The following is a 22,305-nucleotide window of genomic DNA, read 5'->3' on the forward strand; positions in this document are numbered from 1 at the left end:
CAGGAAGGCCGCCCCGATGGGGGTGCGGGATTATCGCTGGTACTTCGCGATCAACGCACGCGCTTCCGACAGGAGCTTGGCTCCGTCGATGTTCTTGCCCTTCATTTCGTTGACCCAGTCGGTCTCGACGGTGGCCGCCGTGCGGCGCCAGCGCTGCGTCTCGGCCAGGTCCAGCGCGACGATGTTGTTCTTGGCCTTCTCGGCGATCTCGCGGCCGGCCTTGTCGCCGTCGTCCATGGCCTTGCCGAACATGGCGGCCGTCTCGATGCCGGAGTTGGCATCGATCACCTTCTTGAGGTCCGCCGGCAGCTTCTCGTAGCTGGCGCGGTTCATGGAGAACGCGAAGGTCTGGGTGTACAGGCCCTGCTTGCCGGCAAAGGTGGTGTGGTTCTTCACCAGCTCCGTCACCTTGAGCGAAGGCGTGACTTCCCAGGGAATGGTGGTGCCGTCGATGGTGCCCTTGGACAGGGCATCGGTCACGGCCGGCACCGGCATGCCCACGGGCGTGGCGCCGAGCTTGGTGAGCATGTTGTTGATGATGCGCGAGCCGCCGCGCACCTTCATGCCGCGCAGGCTCTCCAGCCCGGTCACCGGGGTCTTGGTGTGGAACAGGCCGGGGCCGTGGGTGTGCACCGCGATCAGCTTGACCTCGCGGAATTCGTCGGCGGCGTACTTCTCGACGTACTCCTGGAAGGCGCGCGAGGACTCTTCCGCCGAGCCGCTCATGAAGGGCAGCTCGAACACCTCGGACTTGTTGAAACGGCCCGGGGTGTAACCCAGCACCGTCCAGGTCAGGTCCACCACGCCGTCGCGGGCCTGGTCGAACAGCTGCGGTGGCGCGCCGCCCAGCGCCATGGCATGGAACAGCTGCACCTTGATCTTGCCGCCCGACTCGGCTTCCACCTTCTGCGCCCAGGGGATCAGCGCGCGAGCCGGGATGGTGGCCTGCTGGGGCAGCATCTGGTGCAGCCGCAGCGTGACCTGCTGGGCCAGGGCGTTGCCCGCCATCAGGGCGCCAGCCAGGGCACCCACGGCCAGCAAGGCGGTTCGGCGTTGGATGAATCTCATGCTTGTCTCCAGTTCCTTGTGTTCGCCGGGTCGCGAGCGTGTGGGCGCACTCCGACTTCCGGCAGGCTTGAAGAACGTCTTGCCCACACTGTGCATGGCCGCCGGGATCTCCGCCAGCCAGATAACCGACTTTCAGTTATGCCGTTTTTCTATGAAACCTTCTGCATTTCGGGCGCCTCAACGGCGGCGGATGAGCTTGATGGCCGGCATGGAGGCCGGCGCGTGCACCGTGGCGTGGCCGGCCAGCACCTCGCGCAGGTTGCGCTGGGCCAGGCGGGAGTGCTCGCGCATGATGGCTTCGGCCCGCGTGCCTTCGCGTTGTTCGATGGCGTCGAGCACCTGGCGGTGCTGGTCCTGCGCCACCACCAGCATGTCGCGCGCGCGCTGGGAATGCGCCTGCATCACCACGAAGCCCGAGGGCGAGGCGAACGGCAGGGAGAGCACTTTCTCCAGCTGGCGCGCGATGGTGGGGCTGTCGGCCATTTCCCAGACCAGGGCGTGGAACTGGCTGTTGAGGGCGACGTAGTCGGAGAAGCCCTTGTCGTCGAGCGCGGGCACGGCGAGCACGGTGTCCAGGCGGTTGAGGCATTGCCGGGCTTCGAGCAGCACCGCGCCAGGCGCGCCGCGCTCGGCCGCCAGCCGGGCCAGCAGGCCTTCGAGCGTGCCGCGCAGCTCGATCGCGTCGGCGATGTCGCGCTCGGAAAAGGTCTGCACCACGTAGCCGCCGTTGGGCAGGGCTTCGAGCAAGCCTTCCTGCTCCAGCCGCATCAGCGCGGCGCGGATGGGGGTGCGCGAGACGCCCAGCCGCTCCACGATGGCCAGCTCGGCGATGCGCGAGCCGCCGGCCAGCTCACCCGAGAGGATCAGCTCGCGCAACTGCAGCAGGGCGCGCACCTGGGCGCTTTCGGTGGCGCCCACGGGCTCGGTGGGGGACAGGGCTTCCAGGGTCATGGGATACGGAATGTATACAGAAACCGCTGATTTTCAAGCGATTTGCCATCGAATCGGGGTTTTCCATAGGTTTCTGTATTCATTCAAGGCTGGCAAAGTGCGCCTTCACCCCCGTTTTCAGAACCAACACCCGAGGACGTTTTCCATCATGAGCCTGCGCACCCGTGCCCCGTTCCGCGCCGACCACGTCGGCAGTTTTCTGCGACCGGCCTACCTGCTCGACGCCCGCGAGAAGAAGGCCAAGGGCGAGATCAGCGCGGCGCAGCTGCGCGAGGTGGAGGACCGCGCGATCACCGAGATCGTGAAGTTCCAGGCCGACGTGGGTCTGCAGTCGATCACGGACGGCGAGTTCCGCCGCACGTATTTCCACATCGATTTCCTGGAGCAGCTGGGTGGCGTGAAGACAGACATTCCGGTGACGATCCGCAAGCCGGACGGCACGGAGGAGCTGGCGCCGCCGGTGATCCGCGTGATCGACAAGGTGCGGCATGCGAAGAACATCCAGCTGGCGGATTTCCAGTACCTGAAGGCACAGGTGGCGGCCCTGGGGTTGCCGGCTCCGGTCACGCCGAAGGTGACGATTCCGTCGCCGACGATGCTGCATTTCCGGGGTGGGCGCGCGGGGATCAGCAAGGAGGCGTATCCGGAGCTGGACCCGGTGTTCTACGACGATGTAGCGAAGGCGTATGGCGAGGAGTTGCAGAGTCTGGCGGACGCCGGTTGCACTTACGTGCAGATGGACGACACGAACATGGCGTATCTGTGCGATGAGCGCATGCGCGAGGCGGCGCGCCAGCGCGGGGACGATCCGAACGAGTTGCCGCACCGGTACGCGGGTTTCATCAACAAGGTGGTGGCGCACAAGCCGGCGGGCATGACTTTGGCGATGCACCTGTGCCGGGGCAATTTCAAGAGCACGCACGCGGCGGCGGGCAATTACGAGCCGGTGGCGGAGGCTTTGTTGTCAGAGATGAAGCTGGACGCGTTTTTCCTGGAGTACGACGACGACCGGTCCGGGGATTTCCGGCCTTTGCGCTACCTGAGCAAGGACAAGGTGGTGGTGCTGGGGCTGGTGACGACGAAGTTCGGCCAGCTGGAGAGCAAGGACGATCTGAAGCGGCGCATCGACGAGGCGTCCAAGTACGCGCCTCTGGAGCAGATGTGCCTTTCTCCTCAATGCGGGTTCTCTTCGACCGTGCACGGGAACAACATCGCTGTGGAGGATCAGCGTCGGAAGCTCGCCCTTGTGGTGGAGACGGCTCGGGAGGTTTGGGGCTGAGTTGCCTTTCTGGCGTTGACCTCGCGTCAGGCCGGTGGCGGCGCCCGACTGCTCCGGCCCTGCTCGCGGGCGGCTGCTTCGGTGCGCTGTCACCCCTTCGTCAACGTCATCCTGGCGCGCTGCCTCTGTGGCAACCGCGAATGGGGGCCTGCGCATTCGGACACCGCCACCGTCCTGCGAAACAACGCAGGCACACCACCCTGGGTGCCCCACCATCGCATTGGGGGCGGGCGGTTTGGGCATGAGGGCGCCGGCCCATTCGCGGTTGCCACAAAAGTGAGCTCGCCAGCCCGGTGTTGACGCAGGGGTAGCCGCGGACCAGAAGCAGACGCCCGCGAGCAGCCGGCGCCAGCATGACCGGACCACCCGACCCTGCCCACCCGGCAGGCGCGAAAAAAAGGGCCGCCCGAAAACGAGCGGCCCGGCGAAATTCAACCGAAAGTTGAATTACTTGCTGTGCTTGGCAATCAGCGCACGCGCCTCGGCCACCAGCTTGGTGCCGTCGATGTTCTTGCCCTGCACTTCCTTGATCCAGTCGGCCTCCACCGCCACGGCAGCGGCCTTCCAGCGCGCGGTCTCGGCAGCGTCCAGCGCCACGATGTTGTTGCCCAGCTTCTTGGCCGATGCAAGACCCAGGCGATCGCCCTCGTCCATCGCCCGGCCGAACAGCGCGGCCGTCTCGACGCCCGAATTGGCGTCGATCACCTTCTTCAGGTCCGCCGGCAGCTTCTCGTAGCTGCGGCGGTTCATCGTCATCGCAAACGTCTGCGTGAACAGACCCTGCTCACCCGCGAACGTGGTGTGGTTCTTCACGATCTCGGCGATCTTCAGCGAAGGCACCACCTCCCACGGAATCGTCGTGCCCTGGATCACGCCCTTGGTCAGCGACTCCGTCACCGCCGGCACCGGCATGCCCACCGGCGTGGCACCCAGCTTCAGCAGCATGTTGCTGATCACACGCGAACCGCCGCGCACCTTCTTGCCCTTCAGGTCTTCCAGCTTCGTCAGCGGGTCCTTCGTGTGGAACAGGCCGGGGCCGTGCGTGTGCGCCGCCAGCAGCTTCACGTCCTTGAACTCGTCGGCCGCGTGCTTCTCCACGAACTCGTGGAACGCGCGCGACGCCGGCTCGGCCGCACCGCTCATGAACGGCAGCTCGAACACCTCGGCCTTGTTGAAACGGCCCGGCGTGTAGCCCAGCACCGTCCAGGAAATGTCCACCACGCCGTCGCGCGCCTGGTCGAACAGCTGCGGCGGCGAACCACCCATCGACATCGAGTGGAACAGCTGCACCTTGATGCGACCACCCGACTCCGCCTCGACCTTCTTGGCCCACGGCACGATGGCCAGCGCCGGAATCGGCGCCGTCGGCGGCAGGAACTGGTGCAGGCGCAGCGTCACGGTCTGCTGCGCCAGGGCGCTGCCCGCCAGGGTGGCTGCGCCCAGGGCGGCCATCGCCACGATGGCTTTGCGGCGTCGAAGGAAGGTCATGGAGAAACTCCTGAGAGAAAAAGAAAGGGAGAAAGAAAGGTCCGTGCGGCGCACCCCGCAGGGTGGGCCAGGACAAGGCATGTGCCACGTCAGACACAACAGGCACACTGTGCGGCCATCGTACCCACCGAGCCAGCCCGTTTAGGTACAAACAGCTATTCCATATTGTTATGAAACCTGCTAGCAATATTTCGATCGAGCCTGTCCAGTTCCACTTCGACTTCATCTCGCCCTACGGCTACTTCGCCTCGCTGCGCATCGAAGCGCTGGCTGCGCGCCACGGCCGCAAGGTGGACTGGCGCGCCATGCTGCTGGGTGTGTCGGTGATGAAGGTGATGGGCCTCAAGCCGCTGATGGACACGCCTTTGAAGGGCCCCTACACCGCGCGCGACGTGCTGCGCCATGCGCGCGAGCACGGCATCCCGATGAAGCGCCAGCCCAGCGACCCGGTGATGAACCCCCTGCCCTGCGCGCGCGCCTTCGCCTGGGTGAAACAGCACCACCCCGGCCACGCGGCCGCGTTGGCGCACGCAATCTACGCGGCCTACTGGGGCGAAGGCCAGGACCTGTCTCACCCCGACGCGCTGCGCGGCCTCGCCCTCCCCGAGGGTCTGTCGGCCGACGCGGTGGCCGAGGCGGCCGCGGGCGAAGAAGCCGCGTCGCTGTTGCGTGCCATGGTCGACGCGTCACTGAAAGCAGGCGTGTTCGGCTCGCCCACCGTGGTGGTGGACGGCGAGCCGTTCTGGGGCGTGGACAAGCTCGATCAGGTCGAGCGCTGGCTGGCCCGAGGCGGCTGGTAGCGCCTACTCAAACCGCAGCTCGGTCTCCACGGCCATCGCCGCCAGGCCTTGCATCAGGCGCTCGCGCAGCGCCTCGTCGCGCGGGCCAGGCACGGTGATCACCGCGCACTGCCGCCCGCCCCGCTCCAGCGCCTGCACGCGCGCCGGCACACCGGGCGCCCACTCGCCCAGCGCTTCGGCCAGCTTGATCTCGATCGCGCGCAAACGCAGCTCGGGCTTGAACACCTTGCCGATCGCGGTCATCGGCAAGGCCTCCAACAGCACCACGCGCTTCGGGCAGGCCGGCCGTTCATAGACCTGCGGCGCCACGGCGGCCAGCAACTCATCGGCAAGCAGGGTGGCGCCCGGCTTGAGCGTCACGAAGGCCACCGGCACCTCGCCCGCGTAGGCATCGGGCTCGGCCACCACGGCGCACAGGGCCACGGCGGGGTGCGCGAGGAACGCGTCTTCCACCAGGCCGGGGTCGATGTTGTGCGAGCCACGGATGATCACGTCCTTCGCGCGGCCGGTGATGTGGATGCGACCGGCCTCGTCGAGGTGCCCCAGGTCGCCGGTGACGATCCAGCCCTGCTCGAACATCCCGGCGTTGCGCGCGGCATCGGTGTAGCCCGGGCTCACATGCGGGCCGCGCAGCACCAGCACGCCGGTCTCGCCCGCCGCGCAGCGCTCGCTCAGCTTCGCCTCGCCGTCGCGCCAGGGCACGGCGTGCACCTCGGTGTAGGGCAGGCGCAGGCCGGCCGAGCCGGGCGTGCGCGGGCCGAGCAGCGGCTCGATGCTCACCAGCCCCGCGCACTCGGTCATGCCCAGGATGTTGCGCACCGGAATGCCGGTGGCGGCTTCAAAGCGTTGCGCGAGTTCCGATGGCAGCGGCGAGCCGCCGGTGTAGGCCGCGCGCACGGTGGTGATGTCCGCATCCACCGGCACACCCATCAGCGCCGCGAGCACCGTGGGCACACAGGCCAGGTGCGTCACGCGCTCGCGCTCGCAGAACGCCCAGTAGCGCCGCACAAAGCCGGTATTGCGCATGCCGCTGAGCGTGGGCAACACCTGGCGCGCACCCACCGCCAGCAGGGCCAGGCCGTAGACGAAGGCGCCGGCGACGTGGAACAGCGGAAAGCCGTTGATCTCCACCGCGTGCTCGTCCACATCGTAGAAGGCATGAGCGAACCAGGCCGTGTGCGCCTCATTGCCCTGCGTGTGCTGCGCGAGCTTGGGCGCGCCCGTGGTACCGCCGGTGTGGAACAGCGCCACCACGCGGTCAGGGTCCAGGTCGGGCTCGAAGCCCAGCGCCTCGGGTTGCCCGGCGAGCAGGTCCTGCAGCACCGGCACGCCGGGCGCGACTTGTTCACCCACACGGATCTGCAGCAAGGGCAGCGCGTGGTGCTGCACCACCTGCCCGGCCACCGGCCACACCGCCAGCTCGCTGTTGGGCCCGAGCGCGACCAGCAGCTTGGCGTTCGAGGCCTTCAGCAAGGCCGCGATGTGATCGGGCTGCAGCAGGTAGTTGATGGGGCACACGCGGCCCGCGAGCTGCGCGCCCCAGAGCACCGCGTGCGCCTCGGGCAGGTTGGGCGCGAGCAGCGCCACCGCGTCGCCCGGCCCCACGCCAAGCGAGCGGAACAGGTTGGCCGCGCGGTGGATGTCGGCCAGCAGCGCGCGGTAGCTGACGCGCCGCGGCGGCGTCTCCAGCCCGGCATCGGGCAGGAAGGTGAACGCCTCGCGCTCGGGAAAACGTTCGGCCGTGGCGCGGATCAGCGCATACGGGCTGCGGTGCGGCGCGGTCTGCTCACGCGGGATCTGCTCCAGCCGCTGAATGTCGGCCAGCGTGGTGAAAGCCTGCATGGGCGCGGCCTCAGGCGTCCAGGCCCAGCAGGCGCACCGCGTTGCCCTTCAGGATGCCGGGCATCACCTCGGGCTTGAAGCCGGCCACCTCGAAGTCCTTCATCCAGCGCTCGGGCGTGATCAACGGGTAGTCGCTGCCGAACAGCACGCGGTCCTTCAGCAGCGTGTTCGCGTACTGCACCAGCTGCTTCGGAAAGTACTTCGGGCTCCAGCCCGAGAGGTCGATCCACACATTGGGCTTGTGCGTGGCCACGCTGAGCGCCTCGTCCTGCCACGGAAAACTGGGGTGGGCCATGACGATCTGCATGTCGGGGAAGTCGATCGCCACGTCGTCCAGGTGCATGGGGTTGCTGTACTCCAGCCGCAGGCCGCCGCCGCAGCGCATGCCCGAGCCAATGCCGCTGTGCCCAGTGTGGAAGATCGCGGGCAGCTTGTGCGCGTTGATCACCTCGTAGATCGGCCAGGCCATCTTGTCGTAGGGGTGGTAGCCCTGCACCGTGGGGTGGAACTTGAAGCCCTTGACGCCCTCCTCCGCGATCAGCCGTTCGGCCTCGCGCGCGCCCATCTTGCCCTTGTGCGGATCGATGCTGGCGAAGGCAATCATCATGTCGCTGTTCTCGCGCGCGGCCTGCGCGATCTCTTCGTTCGGAATGCGCCGGCGACCCAGCTTGGACTCGCTGTCCACCGTGAACATCACCAGGCCGATCTTCTTCTCGCGGTAGTAGGCGATGGTCTCGGCGATGGTGGGTCGGCGGTTGCTGCCGAAGTACTTGTCCGCCGCGCGGTCGTACTCCTCGCCGTAGTTGTCGAAGGGGTTGCGACAGCTCACTTCCGCGTGGGTGTGGATGTCGATCGCGAGGAGGTTCTTGTGGTCCATCTTGTCTCCGGGGTTAGGGCCTGTTCACACTGTTTTTCCAAGTGCGCAGGTGTTTAGAACAGCGCCAATCTAGGCGCATGACGACGGCCAGACCGGGTGTCTGGCCTAGGCGTGCAACGACGAGTGGCGCTGTTCTAAACGCCTGCCCTTCGGGTTGCGACCAAAAAGCCCATGCGCCGCGTTGCGAAGCCTTGCCGGGCCACCGGCCCGTCGGCGTTTCGCGCCTTGCGCATGGACTTTTTGATTCGCAACGCATCTTGGAAAAACAGTGTGAACAGGCCCTAGGGTAAACACGGGGGTCGTTTTTCGACCGGCGCGCTTGTTTTGGTTATTGTTTATAACAATAATGCAGCCTCACTTCAAGCACGCCATCCCTGCCTCATGCCCATTCATTCCACCGACATCAGCCTGAGCCTGCAAGGCGAATCGTCCGAGATCGCGGTCATCACGCTGAACCGCCCGGCCAAGCGCAACGCGCTCAACGACGGCCTCATTCTCGCGCTGCGCGACATCTTCCAGGGCATGCCGCAAGGCGTGCGCGCCGCCGTGATCCACGGCGCGGGCGACCACTTCTGCGCCGGCCTGGACCTCTCCGAACTGCAGGAACGCGACGCCGGCCAGGGCGTGCACCACTCGCGCATGTGGCACGCCGCGCTCGAATGCGTGCAGCACGGCCCGGTGCCGGTGGTCGCGGCGCTGCATGGCGCGGTGGTCGGCGGCGGCCTGGAGCTGGCCAGCGCCTGCCACATTCGCGTGGCCGACGCCTCGTCCTTCTTCGCGCTGCCCGAAGGCTCGCGCGGCATCTTCGTGGGTGGCGGCGGCTCGGTGCGCATCCCGCGCCTGATCGGCACCGCGCGCATGGCCGACATGATGTTCACCGGCCGCGTCTACAAGGCCGAGGACGGCGAGCGCATCGGCCTGGCGCAGTACCTGGTGCCCGAAGGCACGGCGCTGGAGAAGGCCATGGAGCTGGCCACGCGCATCGCCGGCAACGCGCCGCTGACCAACTACGCGCTGATGCACGCCCTGCCGCGCATCGCCGAACAACCGGCCGACCAGGGTTTCTTCACCGAAGCGCTGATGGCCGCCATCGTGCAGAACGCCCCCGAGGCGAAAGAGCGTGTGCGCGCCTTCCTCGAAGGCCGCGCGAACAAAGTCAGCAAGGATTAACCCCCCGCGCCGCCTTCGGCGTCACCCCCCAGGGGGCGATGCCTGGGCCCGGCAAAGCCGGTTCCGCGGCATCCCTGGAAGAGGCGCGTGCGCCGACACGATTGATCGACAACGACAAACCGCCCGAGAGAGACATGAGCCAGAACCCCGCCACGGCCGCCCGTTACCGGCCCCTGACCTTCGGCGTCACCCGCGCCACGCTGCGCGACGGCGACACCGGCGTGCACTACCTGAGCGCGCAGCAGGACCTGTCCGCCTTCCCCGCACGCATCACCGACCGCCTGGTGCACTGGGCGCAGACGCGCCCCGACCAGACCCTGTTCGCGCGCCGCTCGAAAAACGCCGACGGCAGCACGGGCGACTGGCAGCACATCAGCTTCGCACAGGCGCTCGACGCGGCGCGCCGCATCGGCCAGGGCCTGCTGAACCGGGGCCTGTCCGCCGACAAGCCGGTGCTGATCCTGAGCGAAAACGACCTGGAACACGCGCTGCTCGCGCTGGGCTGTGTCTACGCCGGCATCGCCTACTGCCCGACCTCGCCCGCCTACTCGCTGGTGAGCCAGGACTTCGACAAGCTGCACCACGTGGTGAAGACGCTCACGCCCGGCCTGGTGTTCGCCGCCGACGCGCAGCGCTACGGCCGCGCCATGCTGGCCACGCTGGGTGAAGGCGTCGAACTCGTCACCACCACAGGCAGCGTGCCCGGCCGCGCCACCACCTCATTCGCCTCGCTGCTGGCCACCGAGACCACGCCGGCGGTAGACGCCGCCATGGCCGCCACCGGCCCGGACACCATCACCAAGTTCCTCTTCACCTCGGGCTCGACCAAGATGCCCAAGGCCGTGATCAACACGCAGCGCATGTGGTGCGCCAACCAGCAGCAGATGACCGAGTCCATGCCGGTGCTGGCCGAGAACCCGCTGGTGCTGGTGGACTGGCTGCCCTGGAACCACACCTTCGGCGGCAACCACAACGTCGGCATGGTGCTGTACCACGGCGGCACGCTCTACATCGACGACGGCAAACCCACGCCCGCGCTGATGGCCGAGACGCTGCGCAACCTGCGCGAGATCGCGCCCACGGTGTACTTCAACGTGCCCACGGGTTTCGAGGCGATCGCCAACGCGATGAAGACCGACGACGCCCTGCGCAAGACCCTGCTCTCGCGCGTGCGCATGTTCTTCTACGCCGGCGCCGCGCTGGCGCAGCCGGTGTGGGACGCGCTGCACGCGGTGCAGGAACAGGAAATCGGCGAACGCATCGTCATGGGCACCGGCCTGGGCATGACCGAGTCGGGCCCGTTCGGCCTGTACGTGACCAGCGCCAACGTGAAGGCGGGCGACCTGGGCCTGCCCACGCCGGGCCTGGAGCTCAAACTGGTGGACACCGACGGCAAGACCGAGGTGCGCTACCGGGGTCCGAACATCACGCCCGGCTACTGGCGCATGCCGGCGGAAACCGCCGACGCCTTCGACGAGGAAGGCTTCTTCAAGACCGGCGACGCGGTGAAGTGGATCGACGAGACCGACATCCACCAGGGCCTGAAGTTCGACGGCCGCATCGCCGAAGACTTCAAGCTCGCCACCGGCACCTTCGTGAGCGTGGGCCCGCTGCGCGCGAAGATCATCGCGGCCGGCGCGCCCTACATCCAGGACGTGGTGCTCACCGGCCTGAACATGAAGGAAGTCGGTGCCATGGTGTTCCCCACCGGCGCGGTGCGCGCGCTCAGCGGCTTGGGTGCCGAGGCCTCGCTGCACGACGTGCTCAACAGCGCGCCCGTGCTCGCGCACTTCCAGCGCGTGGTGACCGAACTCGCCAAGACGTCCACCGGCAGCGCCAGCCGCATCGCGCGCCTGTGCCTGTTGGCCGACCCGCCCACGATCGACCGCGGCGAGATCACCGACAAGGGCTCGATCAACCAGCGCGCGGTGCTGGCCCACCGGGCCGAGACCGTGGAACGCCTGCACGCCGACACGCTGCACGCCATCCTGAAACCCGAATAACCGAAAGACGACATGGCTTCCCGAGGCTTCTTCAACGCGTTCGACGACGTCTGGCTGCTCGACGGCGTGCGCACCCCCCTGGTGGACTACTGCGGCGCGCTGGGCCACATCTCGCCGACCGACCTGGGCATCAAGGCCGCGCGCGAAGCGCTGGCGCGCGCGGGCGTGCCGGGCGAGCACATCGGCTCGGTGGTCACCGGCAACATGGCGCCCGGCGACTTCGACCAGTTCTTCCTGCCGCGCCACATCGGCCTGTACGCCGGCGTGCCGGTGGAGGTGCCGGCCATCATGGCGCAGCGCATCTGCGGCACCGGCTTCGAGCTGTTCCGCCAGGCCGGCGAACACATCCAGGGCGGCGCCTGCGACGCCGCGCTGGTGGTGGGCACCGAGAGCATGACGCGCAACCCCATCGCCGCCTTCGACCACCGCACCGGCTTCAAGCTGGGCGCGCCGGTGGGCTTCAAGGACTACATGTGGGAAGCGCTGAAGGATCCGGCGGCCGGCATCAACATGATCCAGACCGCCGAGAACCTGGCGAAGAAGTACAGCATCGCGCGCGAGGACGTGGACGCCTTCGCTTCGGCCTCGTTTGCCAAGGCCGTGGCCGCGCAGGAAAGCGGTTTTCTCGCCGGTGAGATCGTGCCGGTGGTGACCGAGAAGTTCGAGCTCGCGGGCTACAAGGCGCGCGGCATCCGCCTGCAGGGCAAGCTCACCGAAGTCGCCACCGACACCCACCCGCGCCTCTCGCCGGTGGAGGTGCTGGCCAAGCTCAAGCCCGTGTTCGAGGGCGGTGTGCAGACCGGCGGCAACAGCTCCGCGCTGGTGGACGCCGCCGCGGCCTGCGTGGTCGCCTCCGGCGCCTATGCGAAAGCGAACGGCAAGCGGTCGCTGGCCCGCGTGGTGGCCGCCGCCGCCGTGGGCGTGCCGCCCGAGATCATGGGCATCGGCCCCGCACCCGCCATCCGCCTGCTGCTGGAGCGCACCGGCCTCAAGCTGAGCGACATCGCGCGCTTCGAGGTGAACGAAGCCCAGGGCGCGCAGACCCTGGCGGTGGCGCGCGAGCTCGGCATGGACCTGGACAAGCTCAACGTCAACGGCGGCGCGATCGCGCTGGGCCACCCGCTCGCCGCCACCGGTGTGCGCCTGACGCTCACGCTGGCGCGCGAACTGCAGCGCAGCGGCCAGCGCTACGGCATCTCCAGCGCCTGCGTGGGAGGTGGCCAGGGCATGGCGCTGCTGATCGAGAATCCGAACGCCTGAAACCAGAGAAGAAGGAGACCTCTATGAACATTCAAGGACACGCAGCCCTCGTCACCGGTGGTGGCTCGGGCCTGGGCGAGGCCACCGCGCGCGAACTCGCGCGCCTGGGCGCCAAGGTCGCCGTGCTCGATGTGAACCTGGACAACGCCAAGCGCGTCGCGGCCGACATCGGCGGCGTGGCGCTGCTGTGCGACATCACCAACACCGAGAGCCTGCAGGCCGCGATCGACCAGGCCGCCGCGGCCCACGGCCCGGCGCGCATCCTGATGAACATCGCCGGCATCGGCTCGGCCAAGCGCGTGGTCGCCAAGGACGGCAGCCCCGCACCGCTGGAAGACTTTGCCAAGGTCATCAACGTCAACCTGATCGGCACCTACAACGCCAGCCGCCTGTTCGCCGCCGCCTGCGCCAAACTGGATGCGCTGGAAGACGGCGAGCGCGGCGTGATGGTGTTCACCGCCAGCGTGGCCGCGTTCGACGGCCAGATCGGCCAGCAGGCCTACAGCGCCTCCAAGGGCGGCCTGGTGGGCATGACGCTGCCGATGGCGCGCGACCTCGCGCAACACGGCATCCGCGTCTGCACCATCGCGCCCGGCCTGTTCAGCACGCCGCTGATGAAGCAGCTGCCCGAGCCGGTGCAACAGTCGCTGGCCGCCAGCATCCCCTTCCCACCGCGCCTGGGCAAGCCCGAAGAGTTCGCCCAGCTTGCCGCGCACATCGTCACCAACACGCACCTCAACGGCGAAGTGATCCGCCTCGACGGTGCTTTGAGAATGGCCCCTCGTTAAATCCCATGACCAAGACCGTTGTTTACGAAGTGGAAGTGATGTTCGGCGACTGCGACCCCGCCGGCATCGTCTTCTTTCCGAATTTCTCGAAGTGGATGGACGCGTCCTCGCTGAACTTCTTCGTCAAGTGCGGCGTGCCGCCCTGGCGCGAGCTGGTCAAGACGCGCGGCATCGTGGGCACGCCCCTGCTGGAGATCCACACCAAGTTCAGCCGCCCCGCCACCTACGGCGAGCGCCTGCAGATCCACACCAGCGTGACCGAGTGGCGCGAGAAGGTGTTCATGCACCGGCACGTGGTCAAGCGCGGCGACGACGTGCTCTGCGAAGGCACCGAGACACGCGCCTTCGTGATCCACCCGCCGGAGGCGCCCGAGCGCATCAAGGCGATTCCCGTGCCCGAGGACATCAAGGCCCTCTGCTCTTGAGCCGCTGTTTTCCCTGCCCTTTCCCTTTTCACCACCCCCAGAAGGAGACTCGAATGAAAGCCGTCAAAACCCTCATCGCCGTGGCCGTCACGGCCCTGGCCAGCACCGCTGCGCTGGCGGACATCAACGTCGGCGTGAGCATCTCGCTGACCGGCCCGGGTTCCGGCCTGGGCATCCCGATGCAGAACCAGTTCAAGCTGTTTCCCCAGACGATCGCCGGTGAGAAGGTCAACCTGATCATCCTCGACGACGCCACCGACCCGGGCAAGGGCGCGGCCAACGCGCGCCGCTTCGTGACCGAAGACAAGGTCGACATGATCATCGGTTCGAGCATCACCGCCGTGGCCGCCGCCATGAGCGACATCGCCACCGAAGCCGGCACCGTGCAGCTGACCGGTTCGCCCGTGGGCCTGCCGCCCGGCAAGGACAAGTGGGTGTTCCGCCTGCCGCAGTCCAACACCGTGATGGGCCACGCCGTGGTCGAGCACATGAAGAAGCAGGGCATCAAGACCATCGGCTTCCTCGGCTACACCGACGCCTACGGCGAGCAGTGGCTCAAGGAAGTGACGCCGCTGCTGGACCAGGCCGGCATCAAGATCATCGCCACCGAGCGCTTCGCGCGCACCGACACCAGCGCCACCCCGCAGGCCCTCAAGATCACCTCGGCCAACCCCGACGCGGTGCTGATCGTCGCCTCCGGCAGCGGCGCGGCCATGCCGCACATGGCCATGGTCGACCGTGGCTTCAAGGGCAAGATCTACCAGACCCACGCCGCGGCCACACAGGATCTGATGCGCGTCGGCGGCAAGGCCGTCGAAGGCGCCTTCGTGGTCTCCGGCCCGGCCGTGATCGCCGAACAGCTGCCCGACAGCCACCCCTCCAAGAAGGTCGCCATCGACTTCGTGACCAAGTACGAGAAGGCCTACGGCGCCAACTCGCGCAACCAGTTCGCGGGCCACGCCTACGACGCGCAGATCGTGCTGGAAAAGATCGTCCCCGGCGCGCTGAAGAAGGCCAAGCCCGGCACGCCCGAGTTCCGCGCCGCGCTGCGCGACGGCATGGAAACCATGGGCCGCACCATCTTCTCGCACGGCGTGATGAACTGGACGCCCGCCGACCACTGGGGTTTCACGAACGAAACCGGCGTGATGCTGAAAGTCGTCGACGGCAAATTCAAGGTCGAGTAATAGAAATCACCCCCCGCGTCGCCTTCGGCGCCTCCCCCCTCTCTCGCCTTCGGCGGGAGGGGGGCGACACCTGGGGCCGGCGGAGCCGGACCCTCGGTGTCCCTGGATCAGAAGGCGTCTCTTTCCATCGTTGAGGGTTTTATGGATTTCTCTATTGCCAGCATTCTGATGCTGGACGGCCTCACCAACGGCGCGGTGTACGCGCTGCTGGGCCTGGCCATCGTCCTGGTGTTCACCGTCACCCGGATCATCTTCATTCCCCAGGGCGAGTTCGTCGCGTACGGCGCGCTCACCCTGGCCATCTTCCAGACCGGCAAGGTGCCCGGCACCGTGTGGCTGCTGTTGCTGCTGGCCGGCGTGGCCGCGCTCATGGAGCTGTTCGGCCGCTGGCGGCACCACCGCAACGCGCTGATCGCCTTCAAGGCCGCCGGCCGCACGCTGGCCCTGCCCGTGATCGTCTCGATCGTCGCCATCTGGGCCGCGCCGCAGCAGTTCCCGCTGTGGGTGCAGGCCGCGCTCAGCGTGGCCGTGGTCACCGTGTACGGCCCGCTGGTCTACCGCGTGGCCTACCAGTCGCTGGAAAGCGCCACGCCGCTGGTGCTGCTGATCGTCTCGGTCGGCGTGCACTTCGCCATGACGGGCCTGGGCCTGCTGTTCTTCGGCGCCGAGGGCTTCCGCAACCCGGCGTTCTGGGACGCGCGTTACACCATCGGCCCGGTCATGCTCTCGGGCCAGGCCATCATCACCTTCGCCGCCGCCATCGCCCTCATCGTCATGCTCTGGCTCTACTTCGAGCGCTCGCTGCGCGGCAAGGCGCTGCGCGCCATCGCGGTCAACCGCACCGGCGCGCGCCTGATGGGCATCTCCTCGCAGGCATCGGGCCAGCTCACCATGACCATGGCGGCCTTCATCGGCGCGCTCTCGGGCCTGCTGATCGGCCCCACCACCACCGTGTTCTACGACTCGGGCTTCCTGATCGGCCTCAAGGGCTTCGTGGCCGCCGTGGCCGCCGGCCTCGCCAGCTACCCCGGTGCGCTGGTCGCGGCCCTGGGCGTCGGCGTGATCGAGGCCTTCGGCTCCTTCTGGGCCAGCGCCTTCAAGGAAGTGATCGTCTTCACCCTGATCCTCCCCGTCCTGCTGCTCAGGTCCCTGAGCAGCAAGCATTCCGACGAGGACCACTGAAAAATGCCCAAAAGCCAAAACCTCGGCCTGCTGATCCTGGCCCTCGCGATCCCGCTGGTCGCGGTGCTGCCCCTGCCCGACTTCTGGATCACCCAGCTCAACTACATCGGCATGTACAGCATGACGGTGCTGGGCCTGATCCTGCTCACCGGCGTGGGCGGCCTCACCTCGTTCGGCCAGGCGGCCTTCGTCGGCATCGGCGCCTACACCACGGCCTGGCTCACGCTCAACCTGGGCATGTCGCCCTGGATCACGCTGTTCATCGGCATGGCCCTGACCGCCGGCAGCGCGCTCATCGTGGGCCTGATCACGCTGCGCATGTCGGGCCACTACCTGCCGCTGGCCACCATCGCCTGGGGCCTGTCGCTGTACTACCTCATGGGCAACCTGGACGCGCTGGGCAAGTACGACGGCCTGCTGGGCATCAAGAGCCTGTCCGTCGGCGGCTTCGACATCGGCCAGGGCCGCGCCTTCTTCGTGCTGACCTGGTTCATCCTGCTGGCCTTCGTGGCCGCGCTGATGTTCCTGCTGGACTCGCGCGCGGGCCGCGCCATCCGCTCGCTCAAGAGCGGCTCGCAGATGGCCGAGGCCATGGGCATCAGCACCTTCCGCTACAAGGTCACGATCTTCGTGCTGGCCGCGCTGTCCGCCTCGGTGGCGGGCTGGCTGCTCGCGCACTTCCAGCGCACGGTGAACCCCTCGGCCTTCGGCCTGAAGATGGGCATCGAGTACCTGTTCATGGCCGTCATCGGCGGCGTGGGCCACGTGTGGGGCGCCATCGTCGGCGCCGGCCTGATCCGCGTGCTGGAAGACCAGCTGCAGGTCCTGCTGCCCCGCCTGATCGGCACCAGCGGCAGCTACGAGGTGATCGTCTTCGGCATCGCACTCGTGGTGGTGCTCAAGTACCTGCCCGACGGCCTGTGGTCCGTGGTCGGCAAGGGCAAGGCGCCCAAGCCGCGCACGGTGGACTGGCAGAACGCCGCCGCCCTGCCCGAGCGCGCCAAGCCCGCCACCGGCGAGCTGGTGCTCGACGTGCAGAAGGCGCGCATGCAGTTCGGCGGCCTGGTGGCGGTGAACGACATCAGCTTCCAGATCCATGCCGGCCAGATCGTCGGCCTGATCGGGCCCAACGGCGCCGGCAAGTCCACCACCTTCAACCTGATCACCGGCGTGCTGCCCGCCACCGGCGGCGAGGTGCGCTTCCAGGGCGGCAACGTGATCGGCAAGCCCTCGCGCGCCATCGCGCAGCTGGGCATAGCGCGCACCTTCCAGCACGTGAAGATGATCCCGGACATGACGGTGCTGGAAAACGTCGCCCTGGGCGCGCACACGCGCGGCCGCAAGGGCGTGCTGCCCGCCATGCTGCGCGCCAACCGCGCCGAGGAACGCCTGCTGTTCCGCGAGGCGCAGCGCCAGCTCGAGCGCATCGGCATGGGCGAGTACCTGCACGAGCAGGCCGGCAACCTGGCCATGGGCCCGCAGCGCCTGATGGAAATCGCGCGCGCCCTGTGCGCCGACCCGACCCTGCTGCTGCTCGACGAGCCCGCCGCCGGCCTGCGCCACAAGGAGAAGCAGGCCCTGGCCGGCGTGCTGCGCCAGCTCAAGGCCGAAGGCATGAGCATCCTGCTGGTGGAACACGACATGGACCTGGTGATGCAGATCTGCGACCACCTGGTGGTGATGGAATTCGGCACCCTGCTCACGCAAGGCGACCCGGAACACGTGCAGCAGGACCCCAAAGTCCGCGCCGCCTACCTCGGCACGGAGCATTGACATGAGCACAACCCCCATTCTTCAAGTCAAGGGCCTGCGCGCCGGCTACGGCCGCGCCGAGGTGCTGCACGGCATCGACCTGCAGGCGCAAGCCGGTGGTGTGATCACCGTCATCGGCCCCAACGGCGCGGGCAAGTCCACCCTGCTCAACACGCTCATGGGCATCCTGCCCGGCCAGGGCACGATCGAGTTCCGCGGCCAGGACATCAGCACCCTCACGCTCGAAGAGCGTGTGATGAACGGCATGGCCCTGGTGCCCGAGAAGCGCGAGCTGTTCGGCACCATGCCCGTCGAAGACAACCTGCTGCTCGGCGGCTTCCGCCAGATGCGGCTGGGCAATGCGAAGTGGCGCAGCCGCCTGGACGACGTCTACAGCATCTTCCCGCGCCTGCAGGAACGCCGCGCCCAGCTCGCCGGCACGCTCTCGGGCGGCGAACGGCAGATGCTCGCGGTGGGCCGCGCGCTCATGTCCGCGCCCGACCTGCTGATGCTCGACGAGCCCAGCCTGGGCCTGGCGCCGCTGATCGTGAAAGAGATCTTCGCCATCATCGACCGGCTGCGCCAGACCGGCGTGACCATCGTGCTGGTGGAGCAGAACGCGCGCGCCGCGCTGCAGGTGGCCGACCACGGCTACGTGCTCGAAATGGGCGAACTCAGCGCCCAGGGCCCGGCCAGCGAACTCGCCAGCGATCCGCGCGTGATCGAGACCTACCTCGGCACCGCAAGAAAGAGCGCCTGATCCACCCCCCCGAGGAGACCACGATGAAGAACGCCCAGCGTCGCCTGCACCGCCTGACCCTGCCGCTCGGCCTGGGCCTGTTCATCGCCGCCTGCGGCACCACCCCCCCGGGCCCCGCGCCCGCGCCGCTCGCGCCCGCCGTGGGCGCCAGCCTGCGCCAGTGCGAGGCGTTGGCCGGCCAGTTCCGCTTCGACCAGACCCGCATCGACTCCGCCGCACCGGTGGCGGCCGGCGGCCTCGCGCTGGGCGGCCAGCCGGTGGCCGCGCACTGCCTGGTCAAGGGCCAGATGCACCCGCGCAAGGGCAGCGACGGCCGCGACTACGCCATCGGCTTCGAGATGCGCCTGCCCCAGGCCTGGAACGGCCGCTTCTACCACCAGGGCAACGGCGGGCTCGACGGCGCCGTGCGCCCGGCCGAGGGTGCGCTGGGCGGCGGCCCGCTGACCGGCGCCCTGGTGCGGGGCTTCGCCGTGATCAGCTCCGACGCCGGCCACACCGGCGCGCAGACCGCCGTCTTCGGCCTGGAGCCGCAGGCCCGGCTGGACTACGGCTACCAGGCCGTGGCCAAGCTCACCCCCATGGCCAAGGCCCTGATCGCCGCGGCCTACGGCAAGGGCCCGGACCGCTCCTACATCGGCGGCTGCTCCAACGGCGGGCGCCACGCCATGGTGGCGGCCTCGCGCCTGGGCGACCAGTACGACGGCTACCTGATCGGCGCGCCCGGCTACCGCCTGCCCAACGCCGCCCTGGCCCAGCTGTGGGGCGCCCAGCGCTGGACGCCGCTGGCCACGCCCGGCGCCACGGTGAAGCACCCGCTCAACCCGAACGCCACCATCCCCGACCTGGGCAGCGCCCTGAGCGCGGCCGAACGCCAGACCGTGGCGCGCGCCATCCTCAACCGATGCGACGCCCTCGACGGCCTGAGCGATGGCCAGGTGCAGGCCACGCAGGCCTGCCAGGCCGCCTTCGACGTGGTGCGCGACGTGCCCAGCTGCAGCGGCGCGCGCGACGGCAGCTGCCTCACCCCGGCTCAGAAGACCACGCTGGCCCAGGTCCAGGCCGGCGGCAAGGCCGCCAACGGCCGGCCCATCTACAGCGCCTTCCCGCACGACACCGGCATCGCCGGCGCCAACTGGGCGACCTGGAAATTCGTCAACGCCGTGGCGCTGGACCCGCTCTCGGTGGGCACGGTGTTCACCGCACCGCCGGCCGCGCCGGTGAACTTCGCCAGCGCCGACATCGACGCCCTGCTGCCCGCCATTGCCGCCACCAGCGACACCTACCGCGAATCGGGCCTCTCGCTGATGAGCCCGCCCGGCCACGAGCAGCCCGACAACCTGCGACCGCTGCGCGCACGCGGTGCGAAGATGGTGCTCTACCACGGCGTGAGCGACGCGATCTTCTCCGCCGAAGACACCCGCCAGTGGGTCGAGCGCCTGAACCGCTCGCAGAACGGTCAGGCCGCCGACTTCGCGCGCTACTTCCCGGTGCCCGGCATGAACCACTGCAGCGGCGGCCCGGCCACCGACCAGTTCGACCTGCTGGGCCCGCTCGTGAAGTGGGTGGAACAAGGCGTGGCGCCTCAGGCCGTCACCGCCAGCGCGCGCGGCGTGGGCAACCCCGGCGGCGCCAACGCCGAACTGCCGGCCGACTGGTCGGCCACCCGCACCCGCCCGCTCTGCGCCTACCCCGCGGTGGCGCGCTACAACGGCACCGGCCCGGCCGAAGCCGCCTCCAGCTTCACCTGCCGCTGATCGACCTCTTCCCTCGACATGAACGCCTACCAGCCCCCTGCCTCCGAACACAGCTTCGTGCTGTTCGACGTGCTGCGCGCACACGAACAGCTGGCCGAACTGCCCGCGCTCGCCGAGCACGCCGACACCGGGCTGCTCACGCAGGTGATCGAGGAAGCGGGCAAGTTCGTCGGCGAGGTGATCGCCCCGCTCAACCGCGAAGGCGACGAGGTGGGTGCGCAATGGAACGCCGGCACGGTCACCATGCCGCCCGGTTTCCGCGACGCCTACCAGGCTTTCTGGCAGGCCGGCTGGCCCTCGCTGGCCAGCGCCCCCGAAGACGGCGGCCAGGGCCTGCCCACGGTGGTGGAAGCCGTGCTGCACGAGATGCTCAACGCCGCCAACCACGGCTGGACCATGGCGCCCGGCCTGCTGCACGGCGCCTACGAATGCCTGCGCCACCACGCCAGCGACGCGCTCAAGGCGCGCTACCTGGAGAAGCTGGCCTCGGGCGAATGGCTCGCCACCATGTGCCTGACCGAGCCCCACGCCGGCAGCGACCTGGGCCTGGTGCGCACCAAGGCCGTGCCGCTGGCCGACGGGCGCTACGCCCTCAGCGGCACCAAGATCTTCATCTCCGGCGGCGAACACGACCTGTCCGACAACATCGTGCACCTGGTGCTCGCGCGCCTGCCCGACGCGCCGCCCGGCCCCAAGGGCCTCTCGCTCTTTCTGGTGCCCAAGTTCGAGGCCGATGGCCGCCGCAGCGCGGTGCACTGCGAGCGCATCGAGGAAAAAATGGGCCTGCACGGCAGCCCCACCTGCGTGATGCGCTTCGACGAAGCCGCCGCTTCCCTGGTCGGCGAACCCGGCAAGGGTCTCAACGCCATGTTCGTCATGATGAACGCCGCGCGCCTGCTGGTGGGCCTGCAGGGCGTGGGCCTGCTCGACGCGGCCTGGCAGAAAGCCAGCGCCTACGCGCAGGAACGCCGCCAGATGCGCGCCCCGGGCACGGCCAGCAAGGCCGGCGAAGCCGATCTGATCGCCCTGCACCCCGCGATGCAGCGCATCCTGGGCACGCAGCGCGCCTGGATCGACGCCGGGCGCGTGATCGCCTACCGCACCGCGCTCGAACTCGACATCCAGAAACACCACCCCGAGGCCGCCCGGCGCGAGGCCGCCGCGCGCTGGTGCAGCCTGGTCACGCCGGTGCTCAAGTCCGCCTGGACCGAGCAGGCCTTCAGCGGTGCCAGCGCCTGCCTGCAGGTGTTCGGCGGCCACGGCTACGTGCGCGAATGGGGCGTCGAGCAGCACGTGCGCGACGCCCGCGTGGCCATGATCTACGAGGGCACGAACGAGATCCAGGCGATCGACCTGCTGGTGCGCAAGACCCTGCCCGACGGCGCCGCCGCGCTGCAGGCCCTGCTGACCGATCTCGCCGACGACCTGGCTGCCCTGCCCGAGGCCGGCGCCACCCGCGACGCCCTGGCGCGCTTCGGTGACTTCGTGCGCGAACGCGTCGTGCCCCTGGCGGGCACCGCGGCCGACCGCCCGTTCTGGCTGGCCGACGACTTCCTGCGCGCCACCGCCCTGCTGCTCATGGCCTGGGCCTGGCAACGCCTGGCCGCCACCGACGGCCACGGCGCCGAGGCCCGCGCCGCCTTCTGGCGCTGGGTCTGGCCCGAGTTCGAGATGCGCCTGTCCATGATGGACGCCACGCTGGTCAGCTAAGCTCCGCGA

General features: G+C 68.6%; 18 protein-coding genes. 13 read left to right on the forward strand and 5 right to left on the reverse strand.

The features are described 5' to 3' along the window. Positions 1 to 30 precede the first annotated feature (30 nt). Positions 31 to 1,068 carry a TRAP transporter substrate-binding protein gene (locus AC07ZS_RS10440; protein ID WP_494798532.1) on the reverse strand — a complete coding sequence of 346 codons (1,038 nt, stop codon included), beginning with the start codon at positions 1,066 to 1,068 and terminating at the stop codon, positions 31 to 33. A 177-nt stretch (positions 1,069 to 1,245) separates the two neighbouring features. Further along, positions 1,246 to 2,019 carry a GntR family transcriptional regulator gene (locus AC07ZS_RS10445; RefSeq protein ID WP_494798533.1) on the reverse strand — a complete coding sequence of 258 codons (774 nt, stop codon included), beginning with the start codon at positions 2,017 to 2,019 and terminating at the stop codon, positions 1,246 to 1,248. Positions 2,020 to 2,167: 148 nt separating this feature from the next. Between AC07ZS_RS10445 and AC07ZS_RS10450 the strand changes: the two genes are divergently transcribed. Next, on the forward strand, positions 2,168 to 3,298 hold the full coding sequence (locus AC07ZS_RS10450; RefSeq protein WP_494798534.1) for a 5-methyltetrahydropteroyltriglutamate--homocysteine S-methyltransferase: 1,131 nt from the start codon (positions 2,168 to 2,170) through the stop codon (positions 3,296 to 3,298). Positions 3,299 to 3,745: 447 nt separating this feature from the next. Here AC07ZS_RS10450 and AC07ZS_RS10455 read toward each other — a convergent pair whose 3' ends face one another. Then, positions 3,746 to 4,786: a TRAP transporter substrate-binding protein gene (locus AC07ZS_RS10455; protein ID WP_494798535.1), complete on the reverse strand. Its 1,041-nt coding sequence runs from the start codon at positions 4,784 to 4,786 to the stop codon at positions 3,746 to 3,748. A gap of 170 nt (positions 4,787 to 4,956) precedes the next feature. Between AC07ZS_RS10455 and AC07ZS_RS10460 the strand changes: the two genes are divergently transcribed. After that, positions 4,957 to 5,586 carry a 2-hydroxychromene-2-carboxylate isomerase gene (locus AC07ZS_RS10460; RefSeq protein WP_494798536.1) on the forward strand — a complete coding sequence of 210 codons (630 nt, stop codon included), beginning with the start codon at positions 4,957 to 4,959 and terminating at the stop codon, positions 5,584 to 5,586. Between the two features lie 3 nt (positions 5,587 to 5,589). On the opposite strand, the gene AC07ZS_RS10465 is transcribed toward AC07ZS_RS10460, so the two are convergent. Together AC07ZS_RS10465 and AC07ZS_RS10470 are read right to left on the reverse strand one after the other, a co-directional pair. Next, positions 5,590 to 7,428 carry an AMP-binding protein gene (locus AC07ZS_RS10465; protein WP_494798537.1) on the reverse strand — a complete coding sequence of 613 codons (1,839 nt, stop codon included), beginning with the start codon at positions 7,426 to 7,428 and terminating at the stop codon, positions 5,590 to 5,592. 10 nt (positions 7,429 to 7,438) lie between these two features. Then, entirely contained in the window at positions 7,439 to 8,305 is an 867-nt protein-coding gene (locus AC07ZS_RS10470; protein WP_444686910.1) for an amidohydrolase family protein, read from the reverse strand. A gap of 381 nt (positions 8,306 to 8,686) precedes the next feature. Between AC07ZS_RS10470 and AC07ZS_RS10475 the strand changes: the two genes are divergently transcribed. The 11 genes from AC07ZS_RS10475 to AC07ZS_RS10525 all read left to right on the forward strand — a co-directional run bounded on the left by AC07ZS_RS10475 (position 8,687) and on the right by AC07ZS_RS10525 (position 22,296). Then, positions 8,687 to 9,475: a crotonase/enoyl-CoA hydratase family protein gene (locus AC07ZS_RS10475; protein ID WP_494798538.1), complete on the forward strand. Its 789-nt coding sequence runs from the start codon at positions 8,687 to 8,689 to the stop codon at positions 9,473 to 9,475. 134 nt (positions 9,476 to 9,609) lie between these two features. Further along, positions 9,610 to 11,478: a feruloyl-CoA synthase gene (locus AC07ZS_RS10480; RefSeq protein ID WP_494798539.1), complete on the forward strand. Its 1,869-nt coding sequence runs from the start codon at positions 9,610 to 9,612 to the stop codon at positions 11,476 to 11,478. A gap of 12 nt (positions 11,479 to 11,490) precedes the next feature. Further along, positions 11,491 to 12,738, forward strand: a complete 1,248-nt coding sequence (locus tag AC07ZS_RS10485) for a thiolase family protein (protein WP_494798540.1) — start codon at positions 11,491 to 11,493, stop codon at positions 12,736 to 12,738. 23 nt (positions 12,739 to 12,761) lie between these two features. After that, positions 12,762 to 13,526: an SDR family NAD(P)-dependent oxidoreductase gene (locus tag AC07ZS_RS10490; RefSeq protein ID WP_291116944.1), complete on the forward strand. Its 765-nt coding sequence runs from the start codon at positions 12,762 to 12,764 to the stop codon at positions 13,524 to 13,526. A gap of 5 nt (positions 13,527 to 13,531) precedes the next feature. Beyond that, a complete protein-coding gene (locus AC07ZS_RS10495) occupies positions 13,532 to 13,951 on the forward strand; it encodes an acyl-CoA thioesterase (RefSeq protein ID WP_382156689.1) in 420 nt (139 codons plus the stop codon). 53 nt (positions 13,952 to 14,004) lie between these two features. Beyond that, the gene (locus tag AC07ZS_RS10500; protein WP_494798541.1) at positions 14,005 to 15,138 is read left to right on the forward strand and encodes an ABC transporter substrate-binding protein; all 1,134 of its coding nucleotides are present in this window, start codon (positions 14,005 to 14,007) and stop codon (positions 15,136 to 15,138) included. Between the two features lie 141 nt (positions 15,139 to 15,279). Continuing rightward, complete coding sequence (locus AC07ZS_RS10505; protein WP_494798542.1) at positions 15,280 to 16,320, forward strand: branched-chain amino acid ABC transporter permease; 1,041 nt, start codon at positions 15,280 to 15,282, stop codon at positions 16,318 to 16,320. 3 nt (positions 16,321 to 16,323) lie between these two features. Further along, the gene (locus tag AC07ZS_RS10510) at positions 16,324 to 18,093 is read left to right on the forward strand and encodes a branched-chain amino acid ABC transporter ATP-binding protein/permease (protein WP_494798543.1); all 1,770 of its coding nucleotides are present in this window, start codon (positions 16,324 to 16,326) and stop codon (positions 18,091 to 18,093) included. Between the two features lies 1 nt (position 18,094). After that, positions 18,095 to 18,832, forward strand: coding sequence for an ABC transporter ATP-binding protein (locus AC07ZS_RS10515; RefSeq protein WP_494798544.1), 738 nt, complete (start codon positions 18,095 to 18,097; stop codon positions 18,830 to 18,832). Between the two features lie 23 nt (positions 18,833 to 18,855). Continuing rightward, positions 18,856 to 20,586: a tannase/feruloyl esterase family alpha/beta hydrolase gene (locus AC07ZS_RS10520; protein WP_494798545.1), complete on the forward strand. Its 1,731-nt coding sequence runs from the start codon at positions 18,856 to 18,858 to the stop codon at positions 20,584 to 20,586. 18 nt (positions 20,587 to 20,604) lie between these two features. Continuing rightward, positions 20,605 to 22,296, forward strand: coding sequence for an acyl-CoA dehydrogenase family protein (locus tag AC07ZS_RS10525; RefSeq protein ID WP_494798546.1), 1,692 nt, complete (start codon positions 20,605 to 20,607; stop codon positions 22,294 to 22,296). Positions 22,297 to 22,305: the final 9 nt, after the last annotated feature.

It is taken from the genome of Hydrogenophaga sp. GW456-12-10-14-TSB4, assembly GCF_059424305.1.